Consider the following 23214-nt stretch of genomic DNA (forward strand, 5'->3'; position numbering starts at 1 on the left):
TATGGACAATCAGGGAAATCAGCCAACAGATCCGTACGGATCTATTGAGCCTCTTAAAACATTTGAACCGGCTCCAATGACGCCGCCGGCTCAGCCTGCCCCTAATGCAGCACCTCCGGTTCTTGTAGACAGGGAAGGGAATGTGAACCTGGCGCAGATGCAGTCAGATGACCGTCAGAAATATGAAGTTCTCGCCAATTCAATCGATGAAACCAATCCGGGGTCTATCGTAAATTACGGAGCCGAACTTCAGAAAACGCTCTCCAATCAGAGTGACAGCTTTTTAGGAAACGTAAGAAGATCCAACTCGGGAGAAGTGGGCGTACTGATCAACGACCTTTTGGTGGAACTTAATTATGTAGACGTAGATGAACTGAACAGCAATAAAGTAAAAAGCTTTTTAAGCAAACTGCCGTTCATGAAAAAGGTTATTACACAGGTAGAAAACCTGTTTACCAAATACGATAAGATCATCAACAATATCGAGCAGATCTCTTACAAGGTAAACGCAGGGATCATTACTTCCACGAAAGACAATGCTGTTCTTCAGACCATCTTTGAAAGTAATGTAAACTCTATCAAGCAGATTGAAGATCTTGTGATTGCAGGAAGCCTGAGAATGGAACGAGCTGCAGCAGAACTGGCCCAGATGGAAGCTGCTCCGCAGAACTATCAGGATTATCAGATCGCGGATAAAAGAGATTTCATTGCAAGACTGGACCGCAGAATGGCGGATCTTAAAGTGGTACGTGTGATCATGATGCAGTCGCTTCCGCAGATCAGACTGGTGCAGAACAACAACGTTTCCATTGCGGAAAAAGCACAGACGATCCTTACGACAACACTTCCGGTATGGAAAAACCAGCTTTCACTGGCAGTAGCCATGTACAGACAGCAGCAGAATATCGAAATCCAGCAGAAAGTATCTTCTACAACAGAAGAAATCTTAAGAAAGAACGCCGAGCGTCTTGGTCAGAATTCAGTGAATGTGGCCAGAGCAAATGAGCAGACTATTGTATCTGTGGAAACATTGAGAGAAACAACTTCAATGCTTATCAATACGCTGAATGAAGTAAAACAGATCCAGAAGCAGGGAGCAGAAAGCAGAAGAAAACTGGATCAGGATCTTCAGACACTGGAACACGAATTAAAAGCAAACGTAAGAGGTTAAAATAACAGGATACTACGGTGGGGGATGATGCAGCAACCATAATGTCTCAGAGCAGAAGAAGATTAACCAAGCTTAAACTTCTTGCTAATTTTTTTGAACATATTGACATCATATCGATTTACATTAAAACCGATATTATCCATAATCTGTTCCAGGAAAATAAAGCGCTGGACTTTAACAAGCTGGAACTTTTCCACCTTCAGTATACCGACAGCCTGATTGAACTTCTCACAAAGATCAAACGGCAGAAGGAAAACGAAATGCTGGCTGTCATTAACGAAATTGGTGTCAACAGCAAATATATTGCAGGTTTTGAGGAAAAAAAAGCAGACAGTTTTGAGACTGACAGGAAAATGTACAGCGGTATATTTTCCCAGCATCTGAAAACAGTGTATAAAGACCTCACAGAAGATTCTTTTACGGCCAACTGGGATAATGTGATGTATTTTCATAAAAAATATGCACAGGAATTTTACCGGACCCAGGCAGACGAAACACTGCTGAAGCCGGATAATTTTCCCGCCTATCAGTACAGGGATTTTGCCATCGAAAGAAAACTTCTTGGAAGACTGAATATACAGGGATTTAAAGTCCGCTTTGTCTGCGGGTATCTTATCGGGATTCATGAGTATGAACTTTTTAAGATCTTTCAGTCTGATGATTATTTTATTTTCAGCATAGACGATAAAAAGCTCTATCTTTTTGAACATGAAACGGATAAACTGGATATCTCTGAAAATGAATCCAACCAGACTTCCATTATCAACCAGCTGAAAAATAAGAACGAACAGCTGGAAGGCTCTATGAACGAAAGAAAACGTACCCTCACACCGGAAGTGGAAAACGTATTGAAAGACTACCTCCGCAACCTGGAAAATATAGACATTATGAGCAAAATATTCGATTTTGATGAAGAAACGAATATCCTGCGCGCGATGCTTAATTTGAACTTGAATAATAATTAAACGAAATTTGAGAAGCAGACAAAACATTTGCTTTTCGTGAAAATAACAACAATTACAAACATAAAAAAATGGCTATCAACTTACAAAAAGGTCAGAGAATCAACCTGAAGAAAGAGAACGGCGCAACGCTTAACCAGGCGTGTGTAGGGATCAACTGGGGGGCGATTGAAAAAAAAGGATTATTCGGAACTAAAAAAGAAGCAGTAGACTTAGACGGAAGCTGCATTTTATATGACTCAAACAAAAACGTTACAGAAGTAATTTACTTCGGAAACCTGAAATCCAGAAACGGTTCTGTAAGACACAGCGGAGACGACCTTACAGGAGACGTAAACGGTGATGACGGACTGGATAACGAAGTAATCACGGTAGATTTCAGCCAGCTGGAACCTAACGTGGAGTATGTTGCTATGGTACTGAACAGCTACCAGGGGCAGGATTTTGCAACAATCCCTTTTGCTTCTATCCGTATTTACGAAGGAACTCCAACCAATGTAAAAGAAATTTTTGCTAAATATGATGTTGCTAACGATGCTTCTTTCGGCGGACACGTTGCAATGGTCATGGGAGTGTTCTACAAAAGAAACGGAGAATGGAAATTCAACGCTGTCGGAGACCCTACTTCAGACAGAAAACTGGAGCAGACCATTCAGACCGTACAAATGAACTATTTGTAATAGACTATCAATCAGAAAAATAAATAAAACAGCAATACTTGTACCCTGTACAGCTATTGCTTTTGTCATATAATAACATATAACTCAAGTGGAACATCAAAGTATTATAGATCTGCACCCGGGCCTGGTGTGGGGATTTGCGGTAACAGTCGTTATCATGCTGCTCCTGGACTTAGGAGTATTCAATAAAAAAAGTCACGAAGTATCATCCAAAGAAGCTACCATCTGGTCTATCGTATGGATCTCGCTGTCCATGGTATTCTCAGGAGTTGTTTACTGGGTGTTCAATACAGACGGAACCCCCGAAAGCCATGCGCTGGCCGTAGAAAAATTTACACAGTATCAGGCTGCCTACTGGATTGAGAAAGCCCTTTCCGTGGATAACTTATTCGTCTTCATTCTTGTTTTCGGATTCTTTAAAGTTCCGAAATACCTTCACCATAAAGTTCTTTTCTGGGGAATCATCGGTGCACTGGTATTCAGGGCGATATTTATCTTTGCCGGGGTAGGACTGATTAATCTGACGTACCTTCCTGAAATGAATATCTTCGGAGAAGCCGTAAAAATCAATGTAGTAATGACCTTATTCGGATTATTCCTTGTATATGCGGGAATCAAATCCTGGGGAGACGGTGATGACGATGACGACGAAGATTACAGCAACACTGCTGGAGCAAAACTCATCAAGAGTTTCTGGAAAGTTTCCGATAATTATGATGGAGATAAGTTCTTCACCATTCAGAACGGAATCAAAATGGCAACACCGCTTTTAGTCGTAGTAGGAGTAATTGAATTTACAGACGTTCTTTTCGCAGTAGATTCAATTCCGGCGATCTTTGCGATTTCCAATGACCCGTTCATCCTGTATACATCTAATATCTTTGCCATCTTAGGACTTAGATCACTCTATTTCCTTTTAGCGAACTTCATTCACATGTTCAGCAAACTTCCGTACGGACTGGCAATTATCCTGTCCTTTATCGGGGTGAAAATGCTGATCGCACCGTGGATTCATATTCCGTCTCCGATTTCCCTGGGAATCGTAGGAGGAGTATTGGTCATCTCAGTTCTTTTATCCATCATTTTCCCTGATAAGGAAGGAGAGGAGAAAGAAAAACTGGAAGAGAATGAAGAACAGATAAAATAATATAAGCTGCCCCGGGATTTTTATTCCGGGGATTTTTTTTCATTTGAATAGAGGTGAAGTACCCTTGTACAAATAAAAATCATTTTCAATCAACAATATCCGAAATAAGAAAAACATTTTCCATAGATCTGGAAAATTCCAGCCTTCAGCTTTATTTCTTTCATCTTACAGAAATAAACAGACCGGTTTGTCTATTCGTTCTTTTATCGTATATTTGTAACACACAAAACAAAATATTATGACATCTCCAAGAGAAAGAATTGTAGGAGTAACATTTGAACTGTTTGCCAGGCAGGGGTATAACTCTACGGGAATCAACCAGATCATTTCCGATGCCGGAGTGGCAAAAGCCAGCTTTTATCAGTACTTCAGGTCCAAAGAAGACCTGTGTGTAGAATTTCTTAAAGTAAGACATGCTTACTGGTTTGACGAGCTGAATCGGTTTTCTGCGAAATCTAAAGATAATAAGTCCAGGATTCTCGCTGCCTTTGATTTCCTGATGCATATGAATGAAAAAGAAAATTTCAGAGGATGCAGTTTCCTGAATATTCTGTCAGAGATTCCCACAGATAACGTGAAAATAATGAAAGTGATCACGGATCATAAGGCGGCACTCAGAAAATATTTCCTGGAATTACTGAATGATGAGGCTCTTTCCGATCATGTCTATATGCTTTTTGAAAGCAGTATCGTTGAAAGCCAGGTCTTCAGATCCAATGAACTGATAGAACGTTCAAAAAAAATAATCACCAGCCTAATCTCTTAAATATGGAACAGAAACATCCGCTTCCGCCTTTCACCCCTGAAACGGCGAAGCAAAAAATACAGATGGCAGAAGATGCATGGAACAGCCGGGACCCTGAAAAAGTTTCCAGGGCATATACTCAGGACAGTGAATGGAGAAATAGAGACACTTTTATCAACGGAAGGGAAGAGATCGTAAAATTTCTTCAGAATAAATGGGAAAAGGAACTTGATTACCAACTGAAAAAAGAATACTGGGCACATACAGATAACCGCATTGCAGTCCGTTTTGAATATGAATACCGTACGAAAGACGGAAACTGGTTCAGAGCCTACGGAAATGAAAACTGGGAATTTGATGAAAACGGTCTGATGAAGAAAAGGTTCGCAAGCATCAACGATCTGGCCATTAAAGAAGAAGACCGGAAATTTAAATAATCATTGAGACTGTTACCGCAACAGTCTTTTTTGTTCCAATGAATCATCCCCAAAGCAATCATAGATTTCTAAAAACTCATGTGTGCTTGTATGCATAAAGTTTTAAACTTATTTTCACTAAAGTGTAAAGTATATTGTGGTAAAAAAAACATTGTACAGATACACTGATCTTTCTTTCAAGTTTCCCATAGACCGCACGAATTCCACATATGTTTGTGGATATTTTTTCTCTCGCAGATTACACAGATTGAGCAGATTTTTATTCTGCGGTACATAGAAATCGTAGATTTCTAAGGACTTATGTGTACTTTTATGCATAAAGCATTAAACTTATTTGCACTAAAAAGTGTAAAGCCTTTGGTGTCTCTTGTGACTTATGCAGAGCATTCAGGATCTATTTCCCATGCAGAAGCTTATTAATCTTCCTTCTGGTCTGTACGGAAACCTTGTAAGCTTCATCCCTCAGTTTCTGGATCTTTCCCACCGGCTGAAGAGCAGTCACGCTTTCAAACGGATTAAAAGACAACAGTTCATGGGTACAGTCTCTTGGATCAAGCAAAGAGTTTTTAGGTATCACCACCTCTCCGATTTTAACGAAAGGAGAATTTTTCCATTCCGTATTCAGTTTGTTGACGGGTTGGTCTTTCAGATCATAACAGAACTGGATGAAAACATCAGCTTTAAAATCATGATCCTGTAAATAGGCTTTTATGGATTCTTTTGTTCCTGTTTTTTTTCCAAAATGAGAATCTGTGGATTTTGGACTTACCTTTATTTTGATAATCTGGTCACCAAGACGGTAAGTACCTACCGAATGGTAATCAAAAGACAGGATGAAATCATTTCTCTTACGGATCAGCTTCAGAATATTCCTGACGAATGATAAGGTAAAAAGCGAAGGAATGATTTTGACACTTTGAGCAATAATAGGAAAAACTGAACTCCGTTTTTTCATGTAAAACCTGTTGACAGCTGTAAAGAGCTTCAGAAATGTTGAAACCGAATTAACAGGAAACAGAGGGAAATTGACAAGAGGAAAATTAGCGATGAGTCCTCCGTTTTCATTCTTTATTTTTACCGCAAACCCATAAGCCGGAATATCTTTTTGGGATCTGCTGATCTTTAGCCGGGCATTGGATATCCGGATGGTAAGATTGAATTGCTCCTTGTCAAAAAACAGACGGAGTTCTTCAGGAATATTCTTATCCACGGAAAAAATCCCCTCTGCTATTGCGTAAGTTCTGGCATGGGCATTCCTGGTGGCATAATTGACATCGCTGATGGAAGAGGACTGTTCCACGAAATCGGCAATACTCTTTTTGGCGATTTCCAGAAGTTTTTTTTCCTCCTCACTCAGTTCATCAAATTTCTTATTATATTTTAGTGGATGTGGCATTTAGTTTTTAAATCCAATTATAACGCCAAGTTTCTGATTCTGTGTTAACATAATATTAAAGTTGTCTGAATTTTTTAGCAGCCCCTAAAACTATTTTCAACACCAAAAAGACCTATCTTTGTAAAAAATTAGAGTTATGGGAGTAGCAGACATGTTATTTAAACGTAAAAAAGAACAGGCCGAAAAAAACCTGAAAGACGGCCAGGAATATATGCTGGAATACGGCAAAAGAGAAAGTGTTGTACAGTTGCCAAGCGGGCTTCAGTATGAGATTATTACTGAAGGTGACGGAGCAAAACCGGGACCTAAATCTACGGTAAAATGCCATTATCACGGAACAACAATCTCAGGGAAAGTTTTTGACAGCTCTGTAAAAAGAGGTACTCCGGCATCTTTTCCTCTGAACAGAGTCATTGCAGGATGGACAGAAGCTCTTCAGCTGATGACTGTTGGAAGCAAATGGAGACTGATTATCCCGCCGCATTTAGCATATGGAGATCAGCAGATCAGCAAAGAGATCGGACCGAACAGCACCCTTGTTTTTGAAGTGGAACTGCTGGATATTAAGTAACGGCTTAAAAAAAATAGATTAAAAATTTACCTGGATACAGGTAAATTTTTTTATTTGTATTCCCTTAGAATGAACTAAAATTTAAGGTAAGTGTTTAAAAGCAACAAATTTTATCTTAAATTAGCTGTTTCAGACGGTTCTTACCAACTGATCCTACCTGAAAATCTGACTGAATGAAAAAAATTTTTTATCTACTGGCTGTTTCCCTGCTGATGGCTTCCTGTGTCTCTAAAAAAAATCAGGTCATCAGACAGAATATCCTCACCCTGAAGGACAGCTACTGCAAAGCACCTTTTAAATACAATTACAGTAATAAAGTTCCGTCTTATAATTCAGACTCCATACTGAGCGCAAATAAAGAACTGAAGACTACATTTTCAGATCAGAGTATCCTCATTCTGAATGCGCTGGATAATCTGGATGAAGTTCACCAGATCATGGATCTGAAAAAAGATTCTTCCCTTGCGTCCCAGGTTAAAGTACTCCAGCTGAAGAGTAAGATCAACAGCAAAATTACCATTGCGCTTACCGAACTGGATGCTGTTGCAGCAGAATTCGACTGTGAAGGAGAAAGGGTAGCCCAGATCGGGAATTATGTGGATAACCTGAATGATTCCAGAAACAACAAACTGATTCTCTATTCAATTGTTGCGGGAGCAGCGGCATCCATTGCAGGGGGGATTGTAAAAGACGAAGGCTGGAGCAATGCCATAGACATCGGGGGAGGGGTATTGGGAGCAGGTTTCGGTCTTGCCACCCTGAATCCTAAAGGAAAGAAAGTTGAATTTATTCACCAGAGAAACCTTTTGAGAGATATCTGGAAAGAAAAACTGGAGTCCCCGAATTTTCCGCCATTCATCTGGTATATGTATACCGAGAAAAAATTCTCCAACAGGGAAGGCCGTTCTATTATCGGAAACATGAAAGAGCGCTGGCTGCATTACCAGTTTGATGATAACCGGCAGAATGCGGATAAATCTGTGATATTCAGCGACGGAGGTTATTACCGGGCTAATGATCTCCATAACCGGGCGGCTATGCTTAACCAGATGCAGTCGGCCACCAGAACCATCAATCAGAATATCAATTATCTGCTGTTGGATTTAGATCGCTTAATCCTTTAAGAAAAATTTAACTGTAATAAAATTTGTTACATTTAAAAATTTGTCTATCTTTGCCCTGTAATTACAATGAACAATACAAGATTTGCTACGGCAATACATATTATGACCTTACTGGCGAAAAGTCCTCAGGATTGGCTTACATCCGATTGGATCGCCGGCAGCATCAATGTCAATCCGGTGATTGTCCGAAAGGAGATCAGTGTCTTGAGAGAAGCAGGTCTTATTGCCAGCAGACAGGGAAAAGACGGCGGAAGCCGGCTAGCGCGAAATGCTGAAGCCATCAGTATTTCTGAAATTTATAAAGCAGTGAAAAATACGGAAGTTTTGGGGAAGAAAAATCAGAATCCCAATCCGGCCTGCAGTGTTGGAAAAGAAATCAATGTACATCTGGATACCTTATTTGAAGAAACCGATAAGCTGGTTGCCGGTTTTCTGGGAAACAGATCTCTGAAAGAATTTTCCGAACAGTTTGAGTAAAATTTTTTACCCATAAATGTAACAAAAATTATTACAATTAATTTAAAACAGAACAATATGAAAAAAGTAGCCGTAATCGGAGCAACAGGATTTGTAGGAACACAGATCGTAAATGAACTGGCAGAAAGAGGATATGCCGTAGAAGCTTTAGTAAGAGATGCATCGAAGGTAAAAACACGGGCCAATGTAAGTGCAAAAAGTGTAGATGTAAATAATGTAAACGAACTGGCAGAAGCATTGAAAGGAAGTGATGCTGTGATCAGTGCATTCAATGCAGGGTGGACGAACCCTGATCTTTATAACGACTTTTTAACCGGATCCCGGAACATTGAAAAAGCAGTGGAAGAGTCCGGAGTGAAAAGACTGATCGTGGTAGGAGGGGCAGGAAGCCTGTATACACCGGATCACGTACAGATTGTAGATACCCCTGATTTTCCGGAAGCTTACAAACCGGGAGCCACCGCAGCAAGAGATTACCTGAACAGGATAAAGGAAAACAATACCCTGGACTGGACGTTCTTCAGCCCGGCTATTGAAATGAATCAGGCCAACACAGGAGAAAGAACAGGAAAATACCGAACTTCCCTGGAAACTCCGGTTTTTGATGAGAACGGAAGAAGCCGTCTTTCCGTAGAAGATGTGGCCGTAGCCCTTGTGGACGAACTGGAGCAGAACAATCATATCCGTGAACGTTTTACCGCAGCGTATTAACTGATCAGAAAAAAGCCAATGTTAAAAAAGAAATTATTACCTCTGATCATTTTGTTGTTTGCTGTCAATATGCTGTCAGCGGGGAATCTCAGGATCAAAGTATACAATCCGGGATCAAAAGCTATCTTTTCTGTTACTTCCACCATCATCTATGGAGATAAAGATGCCATGCTTATTGATGCTCAGTTTCAGAAGCAGTACGCCGAACAGTTGGTAAAGGAAATAAAGGCAACGGGTAAAAACCTTAAAACCGTTTTCATTTCCCACAGCGACCCGGATTTTTATTTCGGATTAGATGTGATCCGTAAAGCATTTCCCAGCGCGAAAATTATTTCTACCGCACAGACTGCTTACCTGATTTCAGCATCAAAGGATGATAAAATGGCCGTCTGGAAACCACAGCTCAAAGAAGATGCTCCCACAGAGATCATTATTCCGGAGGCGGTGAACAGCATTCCTGATCTGGAAGGAAATAAGATTGAAATAAAACAGAATCCCGAGGATCCGGCTCATAGCTTTTTATGGATTCCCTCTTTAAAAACAGTTGCAGGAGGCATCTCAGTATCCACGGGGTCCCATGTCTGGATGGCAGATACCCAGGATCTAAAGGCTGTTGACCATTGGATTTCCGTGATTGATGCTATGAAAGCCCTGAAACCAGAGCAGGTTGTACCCTCGCACTTTTCAGAAAATTCCCTGTTGCCCCAATCTCTTGATTTTATGAAAAACTATCTTGAGAATTATAAAAAAGCAGTGACTGAGAACAAAACAGCGGAAACTATCGTCAGTTTTATGCTCAAAAAATACCCTGAACTTCCCGGAAAAGAAGAATTGGAAATGGGTGTGAAAGTTTTTCTGGGGGAAATGACCTGGGATTTAAAATCTCCATATCCGGCCATCGGCCACAAAGTAGAGGCCAATCTCGGAACATTCAGCTTTACGCTTGATTTCAAAGACAATAAGAATATGTCTTTCACAGGAACAGACGGAAAAGTGAAAGGAGCTGCTGATACGGTACAGTATACAGCGGTGGAAGTGGCAAAGAATGTTTTTATGGTGTACTGGCACGAACCGAAGCTGGGTTCCAATATTACCCATATTCAGGATTATAACAAAAATATAGTGTATACGAATATTGCAGATCCGGATGGTTCATTCAGGCACCTGAAAGGAACACTCAGGATTCTGGACTGAATAATACAGCTGCTGTCTATCCGGGCAGCAGTTTTTTTAAACTGACAGGTTTCCGGAACCTGTTAGGTTTTAATTATATTACACACAAACATTTACAAATTTGCTTTATGCTCGCAGATCGCATAATTTCATACTGCATAATTAAGGCGTAATGATTTTCTCTCCGATAAAATTTAGCTCCATATCATTTTACCAATCATGCAACAACAGATAAAGCAGATTTTAAGATTGAAACCTATTTTTCCAGTACCTTAAAACAGTTAAAAATGAAAATATTAGCGCCTTATCATACCAACAAAAACTCCGAGTATAAAATAAAAAAACAGCTGCCTGAAAAGACAGCCGCCGGTTGTTATAAATTCATAAACAATTTCGGATTGACCGGTGTATTGTTCTTGTGTACTTCATAATGAAGATGCGGGCCGGTAGAACGTCCTGAATTTCCGGATTTGGCGATAACCTGTCCTACTTTCACTTTATCATTAACCTTTGAAACAAGCTGTGATAAGTGGCCGTAAAGGGTAGCCAGCCCATTTCCGTGAGAAACGATCACGCAGTTTCCGTAACCGCCTTTCTGACCGGAAAAAATTACAGTTCCTGCAGCAGCGGCTCTTACATCCGAGCCATAGGCAACAGCAATATCAAGTCCTTTGTGAAACTGCATCTGATCTGCTTCTGCCGGAGGGTTATTTTTTTCCATCGTAACTTTGGAATTGGTATTTCCTGCAACAGATTTTGCTGAAGCAGCAGCAGGTGCCGGAGTGGGGGCGGCCGGAGCAACCTTCGGAGTAACCATTACCTTAATTTCCCTTTTGTTTCCATAGCTGTCCGTAACTTCCACGATTTTTTCAACCGGTACAGGTTTTACTTCAGGCTTTGGAGCAGCAGCTACCGGTTTAGGTTCTGCTGAAGCAGTTGGCTTTACAGAGGCAAATACGGTTTTGAAAGGAATAGGATTTTTTCTGACTCCGAAATTGGATGAGATATAGCCGTCAGCAGGCATTCCCAGTGGAACCTGCATCAGCTTGTTCTGCAGGTCCATCAGATACTGGCTGTATCGGTTGGATTGTTTTGCCAGATATACAGAATTCGAAATACTGTCTTTGCTCAGGGTCATCAGTTTTTCACTCGAAATATCTTTGGATTTAAGAAATGAATTAAGCTGTGCCACAGTCTGATCTACTAAAGTAAGATCTGTTTTCATTTTTAAGTAATCTACACTGTCTTTTTCAGTGTTTATTTTTACAAGGTTGATCTCGTAGGTTTTGTCATCTTTTTGAGAAAACAGCCTTGCAATCACAACACCTTGTGCAAAAACTACCAGTAAAAGTCCTCCAAGAAGAATATTTACGTTCTTTTTGCTGCTTAGAAATTTCTTCATATTTCTCTCTTAGTATATTATAAAACAGTTTTAAGCGTGCAAATTTAATTAAAAATAAGTTTTGAGGGATATTCTTAAATTAAAAATATATTTTTCTGTATTTAACGTTTAATTAAGCATTTAATTGTGTGGGAATGTTAATTTTTTCAGAATATGGGTTTTATCATCCTTTCAAAAGCCCTGTTACATCTTGTTTTAATATATTTGCAGTTCACATTCCAATTATGGCTAAAAAGAAAATAATTTCAGAATCTTCAAATCCAAAAAAGAATAATAAAGAGATTTCTGTAGGGGTGGTAGGAAGTGGAAGTTTTGCCACTGCCATCGTGAAAATGCTTGTTGAAAACTGTAAAGTAGTGCACTGGTGTGTAAGAAGTGAGTTTGTGAAAGGAGCTATTGAGCTTCGCGGACATAATCCAACCTATCTTACCGCTGCCCATTTTAATCTGAAGAGCTTAAAGCTGACAACGGATATCAATGAACTGGTTTCTGCCTGTGATGTGGTCGTTCTGGCTACACCATCCATTTATCTGTATGATACATTGGATAAAATGAGTTGCGATTATTCAGATAAGATCTTTGTTTCAGCAATCAAAGGGATCATTCCTAAAGTAAATGATGTGGTCGCGCATTACCTGCGTGATGAATTTAAAATCGGATTCAGAAACCAGGCGGTGATTGCAGGCCCGTGCCATGCAGAGGAAGTAGCGATGGAAAGACTTTCCTACCTTACTATTGCAGCGGTGGAAGACGAAACATCTGAAAAACTGGATGGAATTTTCAGTTCAGATTTTATTAAAGTACACTCCAGTAAAGATATTTTAGGAAATGAATACAGTGCGATTCTTAAAAATATTTTTGCGATTGGAGCAGGAATAGCAAGCGGACTGGGATACGGGGATAACTTTACAGCCGTTTTTGTTTCCAATGCAATCCGTGAGATGGAGACTTTCCTTGAAGCAGTATACGAAGCACCGAGAGATGTAAATGAAAGTGCCTATCTCGGAGATCTGCTGGTAACCGCCTATTCTCTTTTCTCAAGAAACCGTAATCTCGGAAATCTTATCGGAAAAGGATATACCGTGAAATCTGCCATCCAGTCTATGAATATGGTGGCGGAAGGATATTATGCAGCAGACTCTATCTATAAAACAGCAAAGCAGAAAAATCTTAAACTGCCCATTATCGATACCGTATATGCTATTCTTTACGAAGGTAAAAATGCAGAAAAACAGTTTAAAAAATTAACGGCAAAATTAAATTAAAAAAAACAAGGCTTTATCCTTTAAAGCCCTGTTTTGATGATATAAAACTTAAACCTCCCGGGGTTTAAGTTTTTTTATTCGCTCATTTTTGTAATAACCAGTACAAATGAAGACCTTGCATTAAGATTGCTGCTGGTAAATCCGTTCCCGGTATCAAACTCAAACTTTTGCTTAAACGTAAGAGGGGCTGCTATGGTCAGAAAATAGGAGCCCTGAAAAAAAGTAAAGGAACTGGATAATTCACACATCCTGTTTTGTTCCGTAATGGCAGCGGTTCCCGCAGAGTTCGTCAGATAAGAACGTGTACAGGTAAAATTCTGGGACAGATACTGTGTATTGGCAGGCCCTGAGTTATTATTGGCGTTGCTGGTATCTACGGAATACCGGATGATATATGTTCCGGCTGGCAGCGTGATAGAAGACGTATCGGAGCCTAATGAAGCCCCGGTAATTTTATTGGAGGCCACTGTAAAACCACTAAGGGTATGATTGCTGCTGTTGGCCGGAATCAGGGTACCGGAGCCTATCGTCAGGGACATACTCTGTGGCTCTGATCCTGAAAGAATAGCCCGCTGCCACTGATTTCTGATCCATACATAATAACCTTTTGGATGCACAGATACTCCTCCTTTGTTGTAGATCATCAATCCGTCCGCAGGATTGGAGACCGGGCTGGAAGTACTGTTCAGGGTGATAAGATCATACTGTGGAAAAAGAACGCCTTTATTGGATGAATTAATATCCAGTACACTGCCGGAGCCGGGAGTATTGGTGTTAATGCCAACCTGCGCCCTTCCTGTTGCGCTGAAAAATACAGCCATACAGATCGTATAAATAAGTTTTTTCATTTTTCTGGTCGTTTATTGGTTAAGTGCAGACCGCTGAATATCAATCTTCGCATTGGTAATGATGATCTCGCCGTTGTTGGGAGTAGTACCCCCGGATCCCATCTGGTAAGTACCTCCTGCATCATGTGCTATGGAAGGCATCAGGCTGATAGGCCCCGTTGAGGTAGTTACAAAAGAAAAGCTCAGATTAAGCGTATGCGTTTTGTTGCTGGCAATGGACTGGGCGTTGATGCTTATCGTTTTGCCGTACTGTGTGTTCGTTGCAGGATCCCAGAGCCTTACAAGATACTGGTGCAGGTGTACCGGTGTGTTGCCGATACCGGCAGAACTGCTTTCCAGAGTTGTTTTGATGTTCAGGCATACATTCACAAGATAGCCGCTGTTGCCGGGAAGAGTAATAGCCCCGGTAGCAGTGTTGTATGAAGCTCCGATATCATTGGATACGACTGTAAACGATGCATCAGAGAAATCTTTATAAGTACCGTTGTTAAGATTTCCCAATACAGCATAATCCGTGTTTCTCTGAAGCATCATATAGCTTACCAGATTATAGGTGTCCGCAATCTGGCTCCAGCGGTTGTTTTTCCATAAATATAACCCGGGACTGATGGAATTCCCTTTATTGTATACCAGAAGCCCTTCAGCAGGATTATTGACCGGGGTAGTGTTATTTAAAATATCCACAATGTCCACTCTTGGAAGAAGTACTCCTTTATTGGTAGATTCGGATACTTCCAGAACAGCAGAAGTATTGACGCTTGTTTTACCAATAGCAACCTGCGCACAGAAAGTGTGAGCTAACCATAAAAATAGCATGATATAATTCCTTTTCATGTTTAAAGTGTTTAAATTTTAGATATTTTGATGTAAGATCCGGTTGGGATTACATTAACAAGGTCATAAAACGTACTGTTCTGCATTCTTCCGAATCTCAGTCTCAAACCTCCGATGATATTGGCATTCGCGTTAGCCGGAATACTGTAATAGTAGGACCACGAAGCAAGATGATTTGTGTTGGTTTTGGAAACAATCGGAATTTCCTTCCGGGTGTTGACCCCTGCAGTAAATGTGTTGGTAGCATTATTATAGGTATCCCCATAGAAATCTATAAAATACCCCATCAGGTAATAGGAGCTTCCCGACAGAGGAGCGGTTCCGCCCTGTCCGGAAGGGCTTTCCGGTGGAGAATTAAGATTCAGGTTAACCTCTACCAGATAATTTCCCTGCGGAAGAACCAAAGAATAGCCACCTGACAAGGTATTCTGTACTACCTTGAAACCATTGATATTGGAAACCCCCGAAATAGCAGGAGGATTTACTATTAGCAGGGTATTGGCACCGGCAACAGCATTATCCAGGGCAGATAAAGATCCTGTAAAATCCAGATAAGCTACCTTAGGAGTATCTTCGGCATCGATGGTACTCTGCCACCGGTTTAGGGTACTGTTAAAGATATGCAGTGCCTTATTGTTGCTGTTGGTTCCTCCGTTAAAAGCAATAAGTCCGTTTACGGGGCCATTTACAGGAGTTGTGGTACTGGCAAGATTGGCAAGGTTAAGATTGGGAAAAAGAAGGCCTTTGTTTCCTCCGGATACTGTAACCGATGGAGCGGAAGTATAGCCGCTACCGCCATTATTAAGAGTAATTCCTGTCACGGAACCGTTCGAAATGACGGCTGTTGCACGGGCCTTATTTCCGCCGTTTACAATCGTTCCGCCTCCGTAGAAATTAATGGTTGGAGCTGTTGTATAGCCGCTTCCGCCATTTGTTACGGTAATACCTGTGACAGTTCCACCTGAAACAGTGGCCGTTGCTGTTGCCGGTATTCCGTTGAAATTTTCAATGTGCAGAATTGCACTGGGGTCCGGTGTGGACGTGTTGATTCCTACACTTCCGCTCTGGGCTAATGCCGCTGTTGCGAAAAATGTACTTACGAAATTAATAATTTTCATCTGTACTATGTTTAGAAAGAAATATTTTTAATTGAATTGTGTCTTAAGTTGTGTTTATTTTAATGCAAATTACACAAAATAAATAATATATTAATGGTTATTTCGCATTTTAAAATGTTAAATATTGTATTTTATTCAATGAAAAGTGAGATTTTTAATTTTATATTTAATGTTTTTCACGAAATATTGATAAATTGTTATTGTGTAAATATTTATTATTGAAGGATTCTTTGTGGTGAACTTAAAAAAACTTATGTTTTTATAATTTTTTTTAACGATTTAAGTCCTTCCGGTGAGAATTCTGCATCGTGAAATCAGACTGTAATTTTTATGAAAATAGAGGTTCCGATGATGAAAAAGCATGAAAAAGAGTCAGATCATTACTTCTTTCAATGAAAATCTATTGATACTTTCCATCGTATTTTTTTGCCGGAACCGAAAGAATTTTACCGGTAAAAAATAACATGTTAAAATCGTTAAACGCATTTTCAGTTATAAAACTTTTCCCGAAATTTGAAGTAAAATTTTAAATTATGTCACAATCGCTTACAAGCAGAACACCGAAACCAAAGTACGATGTTGTCCTGATAGGTGGCGGAATAATGAGCGCCACTTTAGCAACACTGCTGCACGAATTTGATCCCGAACTGGAAATCGCAATATTTGAAAGGCTGGGAAGATTTGCTAAGGAAAGTACCGCAGCCTGGAATAACGCAGGAACCGGGCATTCTGCTTTTTGTGAACTTAATTACACTCCGGAAAAACCGGATGGAACCATTGATATCAGCAAAGCAGAAAGCATTGCCGAGCAGTTTGAAATATCAAAACAGTTCTGGTCCTATCTGGTTACCAAAGGATATATTCAGGATCCTAAGGATTTTATCAATTCATGTCCCCATATGAGCCTGGTGTTTGGCGAAAAAGAAGCAGAATACCTCAGAAAACGCCATGAAAAAATGTCGGAATCTGTTCTGTTTTCCGGTATGGAGTATTCTACCGATCATGAACAGCTTAAAGAGTGGATTCCTCTTGTAATGAGCAAAAGAAACCAGTCTGAAGTAATGGCTGCCACCAAAATGGATATGGGAACTGATGTGAACTTCGGAACCCTCACCCGTAAAATGGGCAGACACCTGCTTGAAGATTCCAATGTGGAAGTCTTTCTGTATCATGAAGTGAAAGATATAGATCCGAGGGAAGACGGAAAGTGGGAGATGAAAGTAAAAGACAGAATTCATAACCACAGGCAGGAAGTCGTTGCCGATTTTGTATTCATCGGAGCGGGAGGATATGCGCTTCCGCTGCTGGACAGTTCAGATATTAAAGAAAGCGAAGGGTACGGAGGTTTTCCGGTTTCAGGACAGTGGCTGGTAAGCCATAATCAGGAACTGGTAGAAAAGCACCACGCCAAAGTCTATACACAGGCTACCGTAGATGCACCCCCAATGTCGGTTCCTCACCTTGATCTCAGAATTATTGATGGTAAAAAAGCCCTTTTATTCGGTCCATTTGCCGGATTTTCCACAAAATTCCTGAAAGAAGGAAGTTATCTTGATCTGCCGGAAAGCGTGAATACAAAAAATTTAAGATCATTATTCGGAGCCTGGTGGCATAATATTCCGCTTACGAAATACCTGATTCAGCAGGTGGCCATGACAAAATCCCAGAGAATGCAGCATTTGAGGGAATTTGTTAAAGACGCTAAAGAAGAGGACTGGGAGCTTAAAGTAGCCGGACAGCGGGTTCAGATCATTAAAAAAGATGAGCAGGAAGGCGGTAAGCTGGAATTCGGAACCGAAGTGGTTGTCAATAAAAAAGGAACGATTGCATCTCTTCTCGGAGCCTCTCCGGGAGCCTCCACCGCCGTATATGCTATGCTGAATGTGCTTGAAAAATGCTTCCCTGAAAAACTTCACGGAGAATGGAGAGAAAAGCTGCTGGAAATGGTGCCTTCTTACGGACAGAAACTGGCCGATCATCCGGAGCTTACCGTGAAGATGAGAAATTATACCAAAGAGAAATTAGAATTAGACTATTAATACAAGCAATGGGCAATGGATAATAAGTAATCTGGATACATTACCCATTACTCATTACCTATTACCCATTACTCATAAAAAAGTGGAAGAAGTTGTTGTAAAACCCATCATCGCAAAAGAGCTCCTGGAATCTCTTCAGGCAAAAACAGAAGAGGAAAAGCAGGTTATTGTACACTGCTGTTTTCCGGCTTCCCCGTTTTTGGGAAACCTGATCAGGATCTGGCATTCAACCTATCTTTTCGATAACCAGTCTGAGCATAAAAGCAGCCTCATTCATGCTGAAAATATTACCATATATCCCAACTGGACACCCGTTCCGTTTATGCAGGACTTTTGGTTTACCCTGATCTTTTCGGGGCTTCCACGCGACTGTAAGAGCTTTGACCTGAAAGAAGTAATTCCTGAAGAAGGCGGGTTTTTTGTGGAATCTATCAAAAGAAATTCACTGGATGTGTACCGGGTGAAAATTTCAGAATCTTATTAATGCTATGAAAACAAGAGAGGAAAAACTGAAACAGATCATCCGATGGGCCGAAGATAACCGGGATATCCGCGCAGTACTGCTCACCAGTTCACTGGTGAATCCTTATGCCCCCGTAGATGATTTCAGCGACCTTGATGTGGAACTTGTTTTTGAAAACAGGGAGCCTTACGAAATTCATCACGACTGGCTTTCTCTATTCGGAGTGCCGATTTCCATGATAGAAGAAGATGACAGCGTTTTTGAAGGAAAGCATGCCATGAAAATGGTACTGTACCGGGATCATGTAAAAGTTGATTTCAAGCTTTACGGCAAAAAAGATTTTCTGGCAGAAGTTCAGCAGGAATCTCTTCCCGAGGACTGGGATGTAGGATATAAAATACTGGTTGATAAAGAGGGGCTGACGAAAGGGCTAAAACCTCCAACCTATCAGTCTGTGATGATTCAAAAGCCGCAGGAAGAGGACTTTTCTAAACTGATCAATGATTTCTGGTGGGATACAACCTATGTGGCCAAATGTCTGAAGCGCGGTGATATTTTTTATGCAAAATTCATGGCCGAAAATGTCATAAGAACAGATTATCTGGTTCCCCTTATCGAATGGCATATTGCTGAATCGCAGGGCTGGACAGATATTACCACGAATAAACACGGAAGACTTTTCCGAAAATACCTTCCTGAAGATCTGTGGAAAAGAATTGAAGCTACCTTCTCTGGAAGCAGCATTGATGAAAACTGGCAGTCCTTAGCCGTTCTTATGGATCTGGTACATGAAACCGGATCATCTTTAGCCGCGAAACTTAATTTTTCCTATCCTGATAAGCTGGAAAAAGACATCAGAAAATATCTGGATGAGGTAAAATCGCTGCTTTAAATTTTAAGCAAATTCATTCTGCCTGATCAGGTTTTCCATGCAGTATTCTGCAATAGCCGTAATGGTAACGAACGGATTGACTCCAATGGTTCCGGGAATTAAAGATCCGTCCAGAATATACAGATTCTCATGCCCTTTCAGTTTTCCGTATTCATTGGTGGCTTCTCCCAAAACACAGCCGCCAAGCGGGTGATAACATATATCCGCACCGAATCCGTTCTTAAAAAGGAGATGGCTTCTTGTTCCCCCGTTGGCCCTGTTCATTTTTTTTATAAAATAATCTGCATTGGCCCTCATTTCAGCGGTATGCTGTTCATTCCAGTTCAGTACCAGTTCGCCTTTGTCAGGATCATAAGTCACTTCACCTTTTCTGTCAACCCTGTTGATGAGCAGATAAAGAGCCGTAGCCACGTCCATTCCCATTGGCAATGGGGCAATTTCTGTGAAAAACGGATGCTCGGGATCGTCCCAGTTATCAATTCCGCCTACGGGGATCGTAGACTGTCTGGCGCCCGTTCCGCCGGATAAAGGTTTTACCCAGTTTCTTCCCGTCATGAAATTTCCGTTATTACCCCAGCTTTTCCCGATACGTTCATGAACAGGAAATCCGTTTACAGCCCGGGAGTGAAGCAGCAGTTTCAGAGTTCCCATAGTTCCTGCTGCAAGAATCAGCTTTTTGCAGTTGAATATTTTATCAGAGACCAATGCTCCGGATGTATCGGTTTCCTGAACTTTTAAAGTGTACGTCTGGTCATCATTCAGTCTGATATAATCTACACGGTGGAGATCAAGGATTTCCAGATTTCCTGTTGCCATCGCTTTTTTCAGATAAGTTTTATCCAGGCTGTTTTTCCCGTGATTGTTGCCGTAGATCACCTCGGTGTTAAGAGCCGAACGGGGGACCTCATTTCTGTATTCCTTTTCCATGTATTGAAAATCGTAGACATTGGGAACCCGGATGGTTTTGAATCCTGCTTTGTGTGCTTCCGCTTCTCCCACTCTGGTAAATTTATAATAAGGACAGTCTTTCAGGAACTGTTCGTTAATGACATTTACTTTAAGCTCTTTATGGACGAGAGGAAAATAATGATGATAAAACTTTTCCGCATCAAGGTCAGGGAAAATCTCTTTAAAGTAGCTTTCTTTCGGGGTAACTGCCATACCGCCATTCACCAGGGATCCGCCTCCCACACCTCTGCCGGCCCAGATACTGATGTTTTCAAAATCCATACGGTCCAGAGTTCCGGTAAATGGAGTGATAGAGAATATATTCATGAACGGGGCAATCGTTTTATTTTTCAGCCAGGCAGCACTTTTTCCGGGCTTCAGAAGACTGGAGTAGGGAATTCCTGCTTTTTCCCAGTTAAGTCCCATTTCCAGAAGAATCACTTTTTTTCCGGCTTCACACAGACGTAATGCAGAAACAGCACCGCCATAACCGCTTCCTATGATGATAATGGGAGCATCAACCGTATATTTCTGAGGCTGAAGCCGGGCAGCCTGAAACAGGTTGGAATTAAGAAAATAAAACCCGGATACGGCCAGGATGCCAGTTTTAATGAATTGTTTTCTGTCCATAATCATTCCCTGTCAAAAAATATGCTGGAAAAAGAGGTTGGGGATATATTTAAAACAGATTATACTATTTTATCACAATTTTAACTTTTCATGCCACATAAAATTCATAGTTTTACTTATAATTCTGAAAATTTATGAAAAAATATATCATTTTATTTTTGTTATTTCCCTTGATGGTTTTCTCACAGAGAATTGTGTCAGGAGAAGTTATGGAAGTCAAAAAATTCCAGCGTGACCTTAATAGAGAATATAAAGATCCCAAGCGGACCCCTCTGCGTGGAGATGATTTTACCAATTTTAAAGGACATCCTTTTTTTCCGTTCAATCTTAAATACAGGATTACGGCAACACTGGTTAAAACTAAAGATGCAGAACCTTTTGAACTTCCAACTTCTTCAGGAAAAACAAAAAAGTACAGGGAATACGGTAAAGTAAACTTTATGCTGGATGAGAAACCGTATACCCTTACCCTGTATCAGAGTCTGGATCTTATGAAGCAAGATAAATATAAAGATTATCTTTTCCTTCCATTCCGGGATGAAACCAATGGCAGAGAAACCTACGGAGGAGGGAAGTATATGGACCTGAAAATACCGGAAGGAGATACCATTCTGCTTGATTTTAACCAGTCTTATCAGCCTTTCTGTGCCTATAACGCGTATGACTACAATTGTCCGGTCGTTCCGGAAGAAAATAAGCTTCCCGTGGAAATAAAGGCAGGAGTGATGTACAAAGATATTTATCATCATTGATTATGGTAGCGTTACGATTCTTTAAGCAGGAAGATCTTTCTGAAGTGAACTATGCTCTGGATGAAGACCAGTTACGTTTTACCTCCACAGCAGAACAGGCACTTCAGAGAATAAAAGAGAGGGATGATAATGATTCTTTTCCGGTGATCATTATGGAGGATGATGTGCCGGCAGGGTTTTTTGTCCTTGATTTTGGTGAAGATAAACTGGATCTTACGGATAACGGAGATTCCGTTTTGTTGAGGTCTTTGTCTGTAAATCCCGGAATGCAGGGCAAAGGAATAGGAAAAGAAGCGATGGCTGGAGTGGATGATTTTGTCAGGGAAAATTTTCCTCACTGTAATGAAATTGTATTGGCCGTTAACCGGAAAAATGAATTGGCTTACCATATTTACCTTAAAGCAGGATATTCTTATGACGGAAAAACAAGGATGGGAAGAAGCGGACCTCAATATCTGATGTATAAAAAACTTTAAGAAAATTTTAAATTCAAAAGCTTCCGTTCTGTTGATTTCTTCCATAACTTTGGGTAACATCAAATACAGAATATGGAAATATCACTTCATAATCAGGTCGCTGTGGTTACAGGAGCATCCAGCGGAATAGGTTCAGGAATCGCAAAATCTCTGGCAGCAGCAGGAGCTTCAGTGGTTATCAATCACTCCTCAGAAAGGTCTGCGGAAGAAGCAGAGGCGGTTTTGAAGGAAATTACGGAAGCAGGAGGTACAGCGATCATTTACCGGTGTGATGTCTCTAAGGAAGATCAGGTCGTGAGAATGTTTCAGGATGTGGTTTCGCAGCTGGGAACAGTAGATATCCTGGTTAATAATGCAGGAATTCAGAAGGATGCAAAATTTACAGAGATGACCCTGGATCAGTGGAATGCCGTAATAGGAGTCAATCTTACCGGGCAGTTTCTGTGTGCAAGAGAAGCGATTAAAGAATTTCTGCGTCGCGGAATAGATCCTTCACGCTCTGTGGCATGCGGAAAAATCATTCATATCAGCTCTGTTCATGAAATTATTCCCTGGGCTGGCCATGCCAATTATGCAGCAAGCAAAGGAGCCGTAAGAATGCTGATGCAGACCCTGGCTCAGGAATACGGTGCTGATAAGATCCGGGTAAACTCTATCTGCCCGGGTGCCATTCAGACCCCGATCAATACCAATGCGTGGAATACCCCTGAAGCCCTCAACTCACTGCTTACCCTTATTCCTTATAACAGGATCGGTCAGCCGCAGGATATAGGAAATTTAGCCGTGTTCCTGGCAAGCGATCAGGCAGATTATATTACAGGCACCAGCATCTTTGCAGATGGAGGAATGACTACTTTTGAGAGCTTTTCTACCGGAGGGTAGAAGGATACAGGGGGTAAAACGTTTATTTTAGCTCAGAATTGCTCCATTGCGTATTCATTATTCATAATCAA

General features: G+C 40.8%; 24 protein-coding genes. 18 read left to right on the forward strand and 6 right to left on the reverse strand.

What is annotated here, in order from left to right; genetic code table 11:
- Position 1: 1 nt before the first annotated feature.
- From AC106S_RS08170 to AC106S_RS08195, 6 genes are all read left to right on the forward strand, one after another.
- Positions 2 to 1171: a toxic anion resistance protein gene (locus AC106S_RS08170; protein ID WP_482438586.1), complete on the forward strand. Its 1170-nt coding sequence runs from the start codon at positions 2 to 4 to the stop codon at positions 1169 to 1171.
- Between the two features lie 41 nt (positions 1172 to 1212).
- Positions 1213 to 2136, forward strand: a complete 924-nt coding sequence (locus AC106S_RS08175; protein ID WP_482438587.1) for a hypothetical protein — start codon at positions 1213 to 1215, stop codon at positions 2134 to 2136.
- Positions 2137 to 2204: 68 nt separating this feature from the next.
- Positions 2205 to 2813, forward strand: coding sequence for a TerD family protein (locus tag AC106S_RS08180; RefSeq protein WP_482438588.1), 609 nt, complete (start codon positions 2205 to 2207; stop codon positions 2811 to 2813).
- Between the two features lie 88 nt (positions 2814 to 2901).
- On the forward strand, positions 2902 to 3960 hold the full coding sequence (locus AC106S_RS08185; protein ID WP_482438589.1) for a TerC/Alx family metal homeostasis membrane protein: 1059 nt from the start codon (positions 2902 to 2904) through the stop codon (positions 3958 to 3960).
- Between the two features lie 238 nt (positions 3961 to 4198).
- Positions 4199 to 4726, forward strand: coding sequence for a TetR/AcrR family transcriptional regulator (locus AC106S_RS08190; protein WP_482438590.1), 528 nt, complete (start codon positions 4199 to 4201; stop codon positions 4724 to 4726).
- Between the two features lie 2 nt (positions 4727 to 4728).
- Entirely contained in the window at positions 4729 to 5142 is a 414-nt protein-coding gene (locus tag AC106S_RS08195; RefSeq protein WP_482438591.1) for a nuclear transport factor 2 family protein, read from the forward strand.
- Between the two features lie 394 nt (positions 5143 to 5536).
- On the opposite strand, the gene AC106S_RS08200 is transcribed toward AC106S_RS08195, so the two are convergent.
- The gene (locus AC106S_RS08200; RefSeq protein WP_482438592.1) at positions 5537 to 6538 is read right to left on the reverse strand and encodes a catalase family protein; all 1002 of its coding nucleotides are present in this window, start codon (positions 6536 to 6538) and stop codon (positions 5537 to 5539) included.
- A gap of 136 nt (positions 6539 to 6674) precedes the next feature.
- Here AC106S_RS08200 and bamJ point away from each other — a divergent pair, with 136 nt between their 5' ends.
- The 5 genes from bamJ (at position 6675) to AC106S_RS08225 (ending at position 10615) form a co-directional block, all read left to right on the forward strand.
- Positions 6675 to 7109: a BamJ family beta-barrel-assembly machinery protein gene (gene bamJ / locus AC106S_RS08205; RefSeq protein WP_482438593.1), complete on the forward strand. Its 435-nt coding sequence runs from the start codon at positions 6675 to 6677 to the stop codon at positions 7107 to 7109.
- A 173-nt stretch (positions 7110 to 7282) separates the two neighbouring features.
- Complete coding sequence (locus AC106S_RS08210; RefSeq protein WP_482438594.1) at positions 7283 to 8233, forward strand: hypothetical protein; 951 nt, start codon at positions 7283 to 7285, stop codon at positions 8231 to 8233.
- Positions 8234 to 8299: 66 nt separating this feature from the next.
- The gene (locus AC106S_RS08215) at positions 8300 to 8710 is read left to right on the forward strand and encodes an Rrf2 family transcriptional regulator (RefSeq protein WP_482438595.1); all 411 of its coding nucleotides are present in this window, start codon (positions 8300 to 8302) and stop codon (positions 8708 to 8710) included.
- 36 nt (positions 8711 to 8746) lie between these two features.
- Entirely contained in the window at positions 8747 to 9421 is a 675-nt protein-coding gene (locus tag AC106S_RS08220; RefSeq protein ID WP_482439564.1) for an NAD(P)-dependent oxidoreductase, read from the forward strand.
- An 18-nt stretch (positions 9422 to 9439) separates the two neighbouring features.
- Positions 9440 to 10615, forward strand: a complete 1176-nt coding sequence (locus AC106S_RS08225) for a MoaF-related domain-containing protein (protein ID WP_482438596.1) — start codon at positions 9440 to 9442, stop codon at positions 10613 to 10615.
- 352 nt (positions 10616 to 10967) lie between these two features.
- Here AC106S_RS08225 and AC106S_RS08230 read toward each other — a convergent pair whose 3' ends face one another.
- Positions 10968 to 11996, reverse strand: coding sequence for a M23 family metallopeptidase (locus AC106S_RS08230; RefSeq protein ID WP_482438597.1), 1029 nt, complete (start codon positions 11994 to 11996; stop codon positions 10968 to 10970).
- A 224-nt stretch (positions 11997 to 12220) separates the two neighbouring features.
- Here AC106S_RS08230 and AC106S_RS08235 point away from each other — a divergent pair, with 224 nt between their 5' ends.
- The gene (locus AC106S_RS08235; protein WP_482438598.1) at positions 12221 to 13261 is read left to right on the forward strand and encodes an NAD(P)H-dependent glycerol-3-phosphate dehydrogenase; all 1041 of its coding nucleotides are present in this window, start codon (positions 12221 to 12223) and stop codon (positions 13259 to 13261) included.
- A 74-nt stretch (positions 13262 to 13335) separates the two neighbouring features.
- Here the strand turns inward: AC106S_RS08235 and AC106S_RS08240 are convergent, their stop codons facing one another.
- Genes AC106S_RS08240 through AC106S_RS08250 form a run of 3 tightly spaced genes read right to left on the reverse strand, consistent with a single transcriptional unit; the run spans position 13336 to position 16061 of the window.
- The gene (locus AC106S_RS08240; protein WP_482438599.1) at positions 13336 to 14109 is read right to left on the reverse strand and encodes a hypothetical protein; all 774 of its coding nucleotides are present in this window, start codon (positions 14107 to 14109) and stop codon (positions 13336 to 13338) included.
- 12 nt (positions 14110 to 14121) lie between these two features.
- Positions 14122 to 14943 carry a hypothetical protein gene (locus AC106S_RS08245; RefSeq protein WP_482438600.1) on the reverse strand — a complete coding sequence of 274 codons (822 nt, stop codon included), beginning with the start codon at positions 14941 to 14943 and terminating at the stop codon, positions 14122 to 14124.
- Positions 14944 to 14954: 11 nt separating this feature from the next.
- Positions 14955 to 16061: a hypothetical protein gene (locus AC106S_RS08250; protein WP_482438601.1), complete on the reverse strand. Its 1107-nt coding sequence runs from the start codon at positions 16059 to 16061 to the stop codon at positions 14955 to 14957.
- Between the two features lie 533 nt (positions 16062 to 16594).
- Here AC106S_RS08250 and mqo point away from each other — a divergent pair.
- The 3 genes from mqo (at position 16595) to AC106S_RS08265 (ending at position 19455) form a co-directional block, all read left to right on the forward strand.
- The gene (gene mqo / locus AC106S_RS08255) at positions 16595 to 18100 is read left to right on the forward strand and encodes a malate dehydrogenase (quinone) (protein ID WP_482438602.1); all 1506 of its coding nucleotides are present in this window, start codon (positions 16595 to 16597) and stop codon (positions 18098 to 18100) included.
- Between the two features lie 82 nt (positions 18101 to 18182).
- Complete coding sequence (locus tag AC106S_RS08260; protein ID WP_482438603.1) at positions 18183 to 18584, forward strand: hypothetical protein; 402 nt, start codon at positions 18183 to 18185, stop codon at positions 18582 to 18584.
- 4 nt (positions 18585 to 18588) lie between these two features.
- Positions 18589 to 19455 carry an AadS family aminoglycoside 6-adenylyltransferase gene (locus AC106S_RS08265; RefSeq protein WP_482438604.1) on the forward strand — a complete coding sequence of 289 codons (867 nt, stop codon included), beginning with the start codon at positions 18589 to 18591 and terminating at the stop codon, positions 19453 to 19455.
- A gap of 3 nt (positions 19456 to 19458) precedes the next feature.
- Here AC106S_RS08265 and AC106S_RS08270 read toward each other — a convergent pair whose 3' ends face one another.
- Positions 19459 to 21033 carry a GMC family oxidoreductase N-terminal domain-containing protein gene (locus tag AC106S_RS08270; protein WP_482438605.1) on the reverse strand — a complete coding sequence of 525 codons (1575 nt, stop codon included), beginning with the start codon at positions 21031 to 21033 and terminating at the stop codon, positions 19459 to 19461.
- 134 nt (positions 21034 to 21167) lie between these two features.
- Here AC106S_RS08270 and AC106S_RS08275 point away from each other — a divergent pair, with 134 nt between their 5' ends.
- From AC106S_RS08275 to AC106S_RS08285, 3 genes are all read left to right on the forward strand, one after another.
- Positions 21168 to 21785: a DUF1684 domain-containing protein gene (locus tag AC106S_RS08275; protein WP_482438606.1), complete on the forward strand. Its 618-nt coding sequence runs from the start codon at positions 21168 to 21170 to the stop codon at positions 21783 to 21785.
- Between the two features lie 2 nt (positions 21786 to 21787).
- Positions 21788 to 22261, forward strand: coding sequence for a GNAT family N-acetyltransferase (locus tag AC106S_RS08280; protein WP_482438607.1), 474 nt, complete (start codon positions 21788 to 21790; stop codon positions 22259 to 22261).
- 72 nt (positions 22262 to 22333) lie between these two features.
- Entirely contained in the window at positions 22334 to 23143 is an 810-nt protein-coding gene (locus tag AC106S_RS08285; RefSeq protein ID WP_482438608.1) for a glucose 1-dehydrogenase, read from the forward strand.
- Positions 23144 to 23214 lie beyond the last annotated feature (71 nt).

Source organism: Chryseobacterium sp. FR054 (assembly GCF_056844565.1).

What these genes read in the sequence shown, in the direction of transcription:
- AC106S_RS08170 (WP_482438586.1), top strand. Translation starts at nt 2, where the DNA reads ATGGACAATCAGGGAAATCAGCCAACAGATCCGTACGGATCTATTGAG.
- AC106S_RS08175 (WP_482438587.1), top strand. Translation starts at nt 1,213, where the DNA reads ATGTCTCAGAGCAGAAGAAGATTAACCAAGCTTAAACTTCTTGCTAAT.
- AC106S_RS08180 (WP_482438588.1), top strand. Translation starts at nt 2,205, where the DNA reads ATGGCTATCAACTTACAAAAAGGTCAGAGAATCAACCTGAAGAAAGAG.
- AC106S_RS08190 (WP_482438590.1), top strand. Translation starts at nt 4,199, where the DNA reads ATGACATCTCCAAGAGAAAGAATTGTAGGAGTAACATTTGAACTGTTT.
- AC106S_RS08195 (WP_482438591.1), top strand. Translation starts at nt 4,729, where the DNA reads ATGGAACAGAAACATCCGCTTCCGCCTTTCACCCCTGAAACGGCGAAG.
- AC106S_RS08200 (WP_482438592.1), bottom strand. Translation starts at nt 6,538, where the DNA reads ATGCCACATCCACTAAAATATAATAAGAAATTTGATGAACTGAGTGAG.
- bamJ (WP_482438593.1), top strand. Translation starts at nt 6,675, where the DNA reads ATGGGAGTAGCAGACATGTTATTTAAACGTAAAAAAGAACAGGCCGAA.
- AC106S_RS08210 (WP_482438594.1), top strand. Translation starts at nt 7,283, where the DNA reads ATGAAAAAAATTTTTTATCTACTGGCTGTTTCCCTGCTGATGGCTTCC.
- AC106S_RS08215 (WP_482438595.1), top strand. Translation starts at nt 8,300, where the DNA reads ATGAACAATACAAGATTTGCTACGGCAATACATATTATGACCTTACTG.
- AC106S_RS08225 (WP_482438596.1), top strand. Translation starts at nt 9,440, where the DNA reads ATGTTAAAAAAGAAATTATTACCTCTGATCATTTTGTTGTTTGCTGTC.
- AC106S_RS08230 (WP_482438597.1), bottom strand. Translation starts at nt 11,996, where the DNA reads ATGAAGAAATTTCTAAGCAGCAAAAAGAACGTAAATATTCTTCTTGGA.
- AC106S_RS08235 (WP_482438598.1), top strand. Translation starts at nt 12,221, where the DNA reads ATGGCTAAAAAGAAAATAATTTCAGAATCTTCAAATCCAAAAAAGAAT.
- AC106S_RS08240 (WP_482438599.1), bottom strand. Translation starts at nt 14,109, where the DNA reads ATGAAAAAACTTATTTATACGATCTGTATGGCTGTATTTTTCAGCGCA.
- AC106S_RS08245 (WP_482438600.1), bottom strand. Translation starts at nt 14,943, where the DNA reads ATGAAAAGGAATTATATCATGCTATTTTTATGGTTAGCTCACACTTTC.
- AC106S_RS08250 (WP_482438601.1), bottom strand. Translation starts at nt 16,061, where the DNA reads ATGAAAATTATTAATTTCGTAAGTACATTTTTCGCAACAGCGGCATTA.
- mqo (WP_482438602.1), top strand. Translation starts at nt 16,595, where the DNA reads ATGTCACAATCGCTTACAAGCAGAACACCGAAACCAAAGTACGATGTT.
- AC106S_RS08265 (WP_482438604.1), top strand. Translation starts at nt 18,589, where the DNA reads ATGAAAACAAGAGAGGAAAAACTGAAACAGATCATCCGATGGGCCGAA.
- AC106S_RS08270 (WP_482438605.1), bottom strand. Translation starts at nt 21,033, where the DNA reads ATGGACAGAAAACAATTCATTAAAACTGGCATCCTGGCCGTATCCGGG.
- AC106S_RS08275 (WP_482438606.1), top strand. Translation starts at nt 21,168, where the DNA reads ATGAAAAAATATATCATTTTATTTTTGTTATTTCCCTTGATGGTTTTC.
- AC106S_RS08280 (WP_482438607.1), top strand. Translation starts at nt 21,788, where the DNA reads ATGGTAGCGTTACGATTCTTTAAGCAGGAAGATCTTTCTGAAGTGAAC.
- AC106S_RS08285 (WP_482438608.1), top strand. Translation starts at nt 22,334, where the DNA reads ATGGAAATATCACTTCATAATCAGGTCGCTGTGGTTACAGGAGCATCC.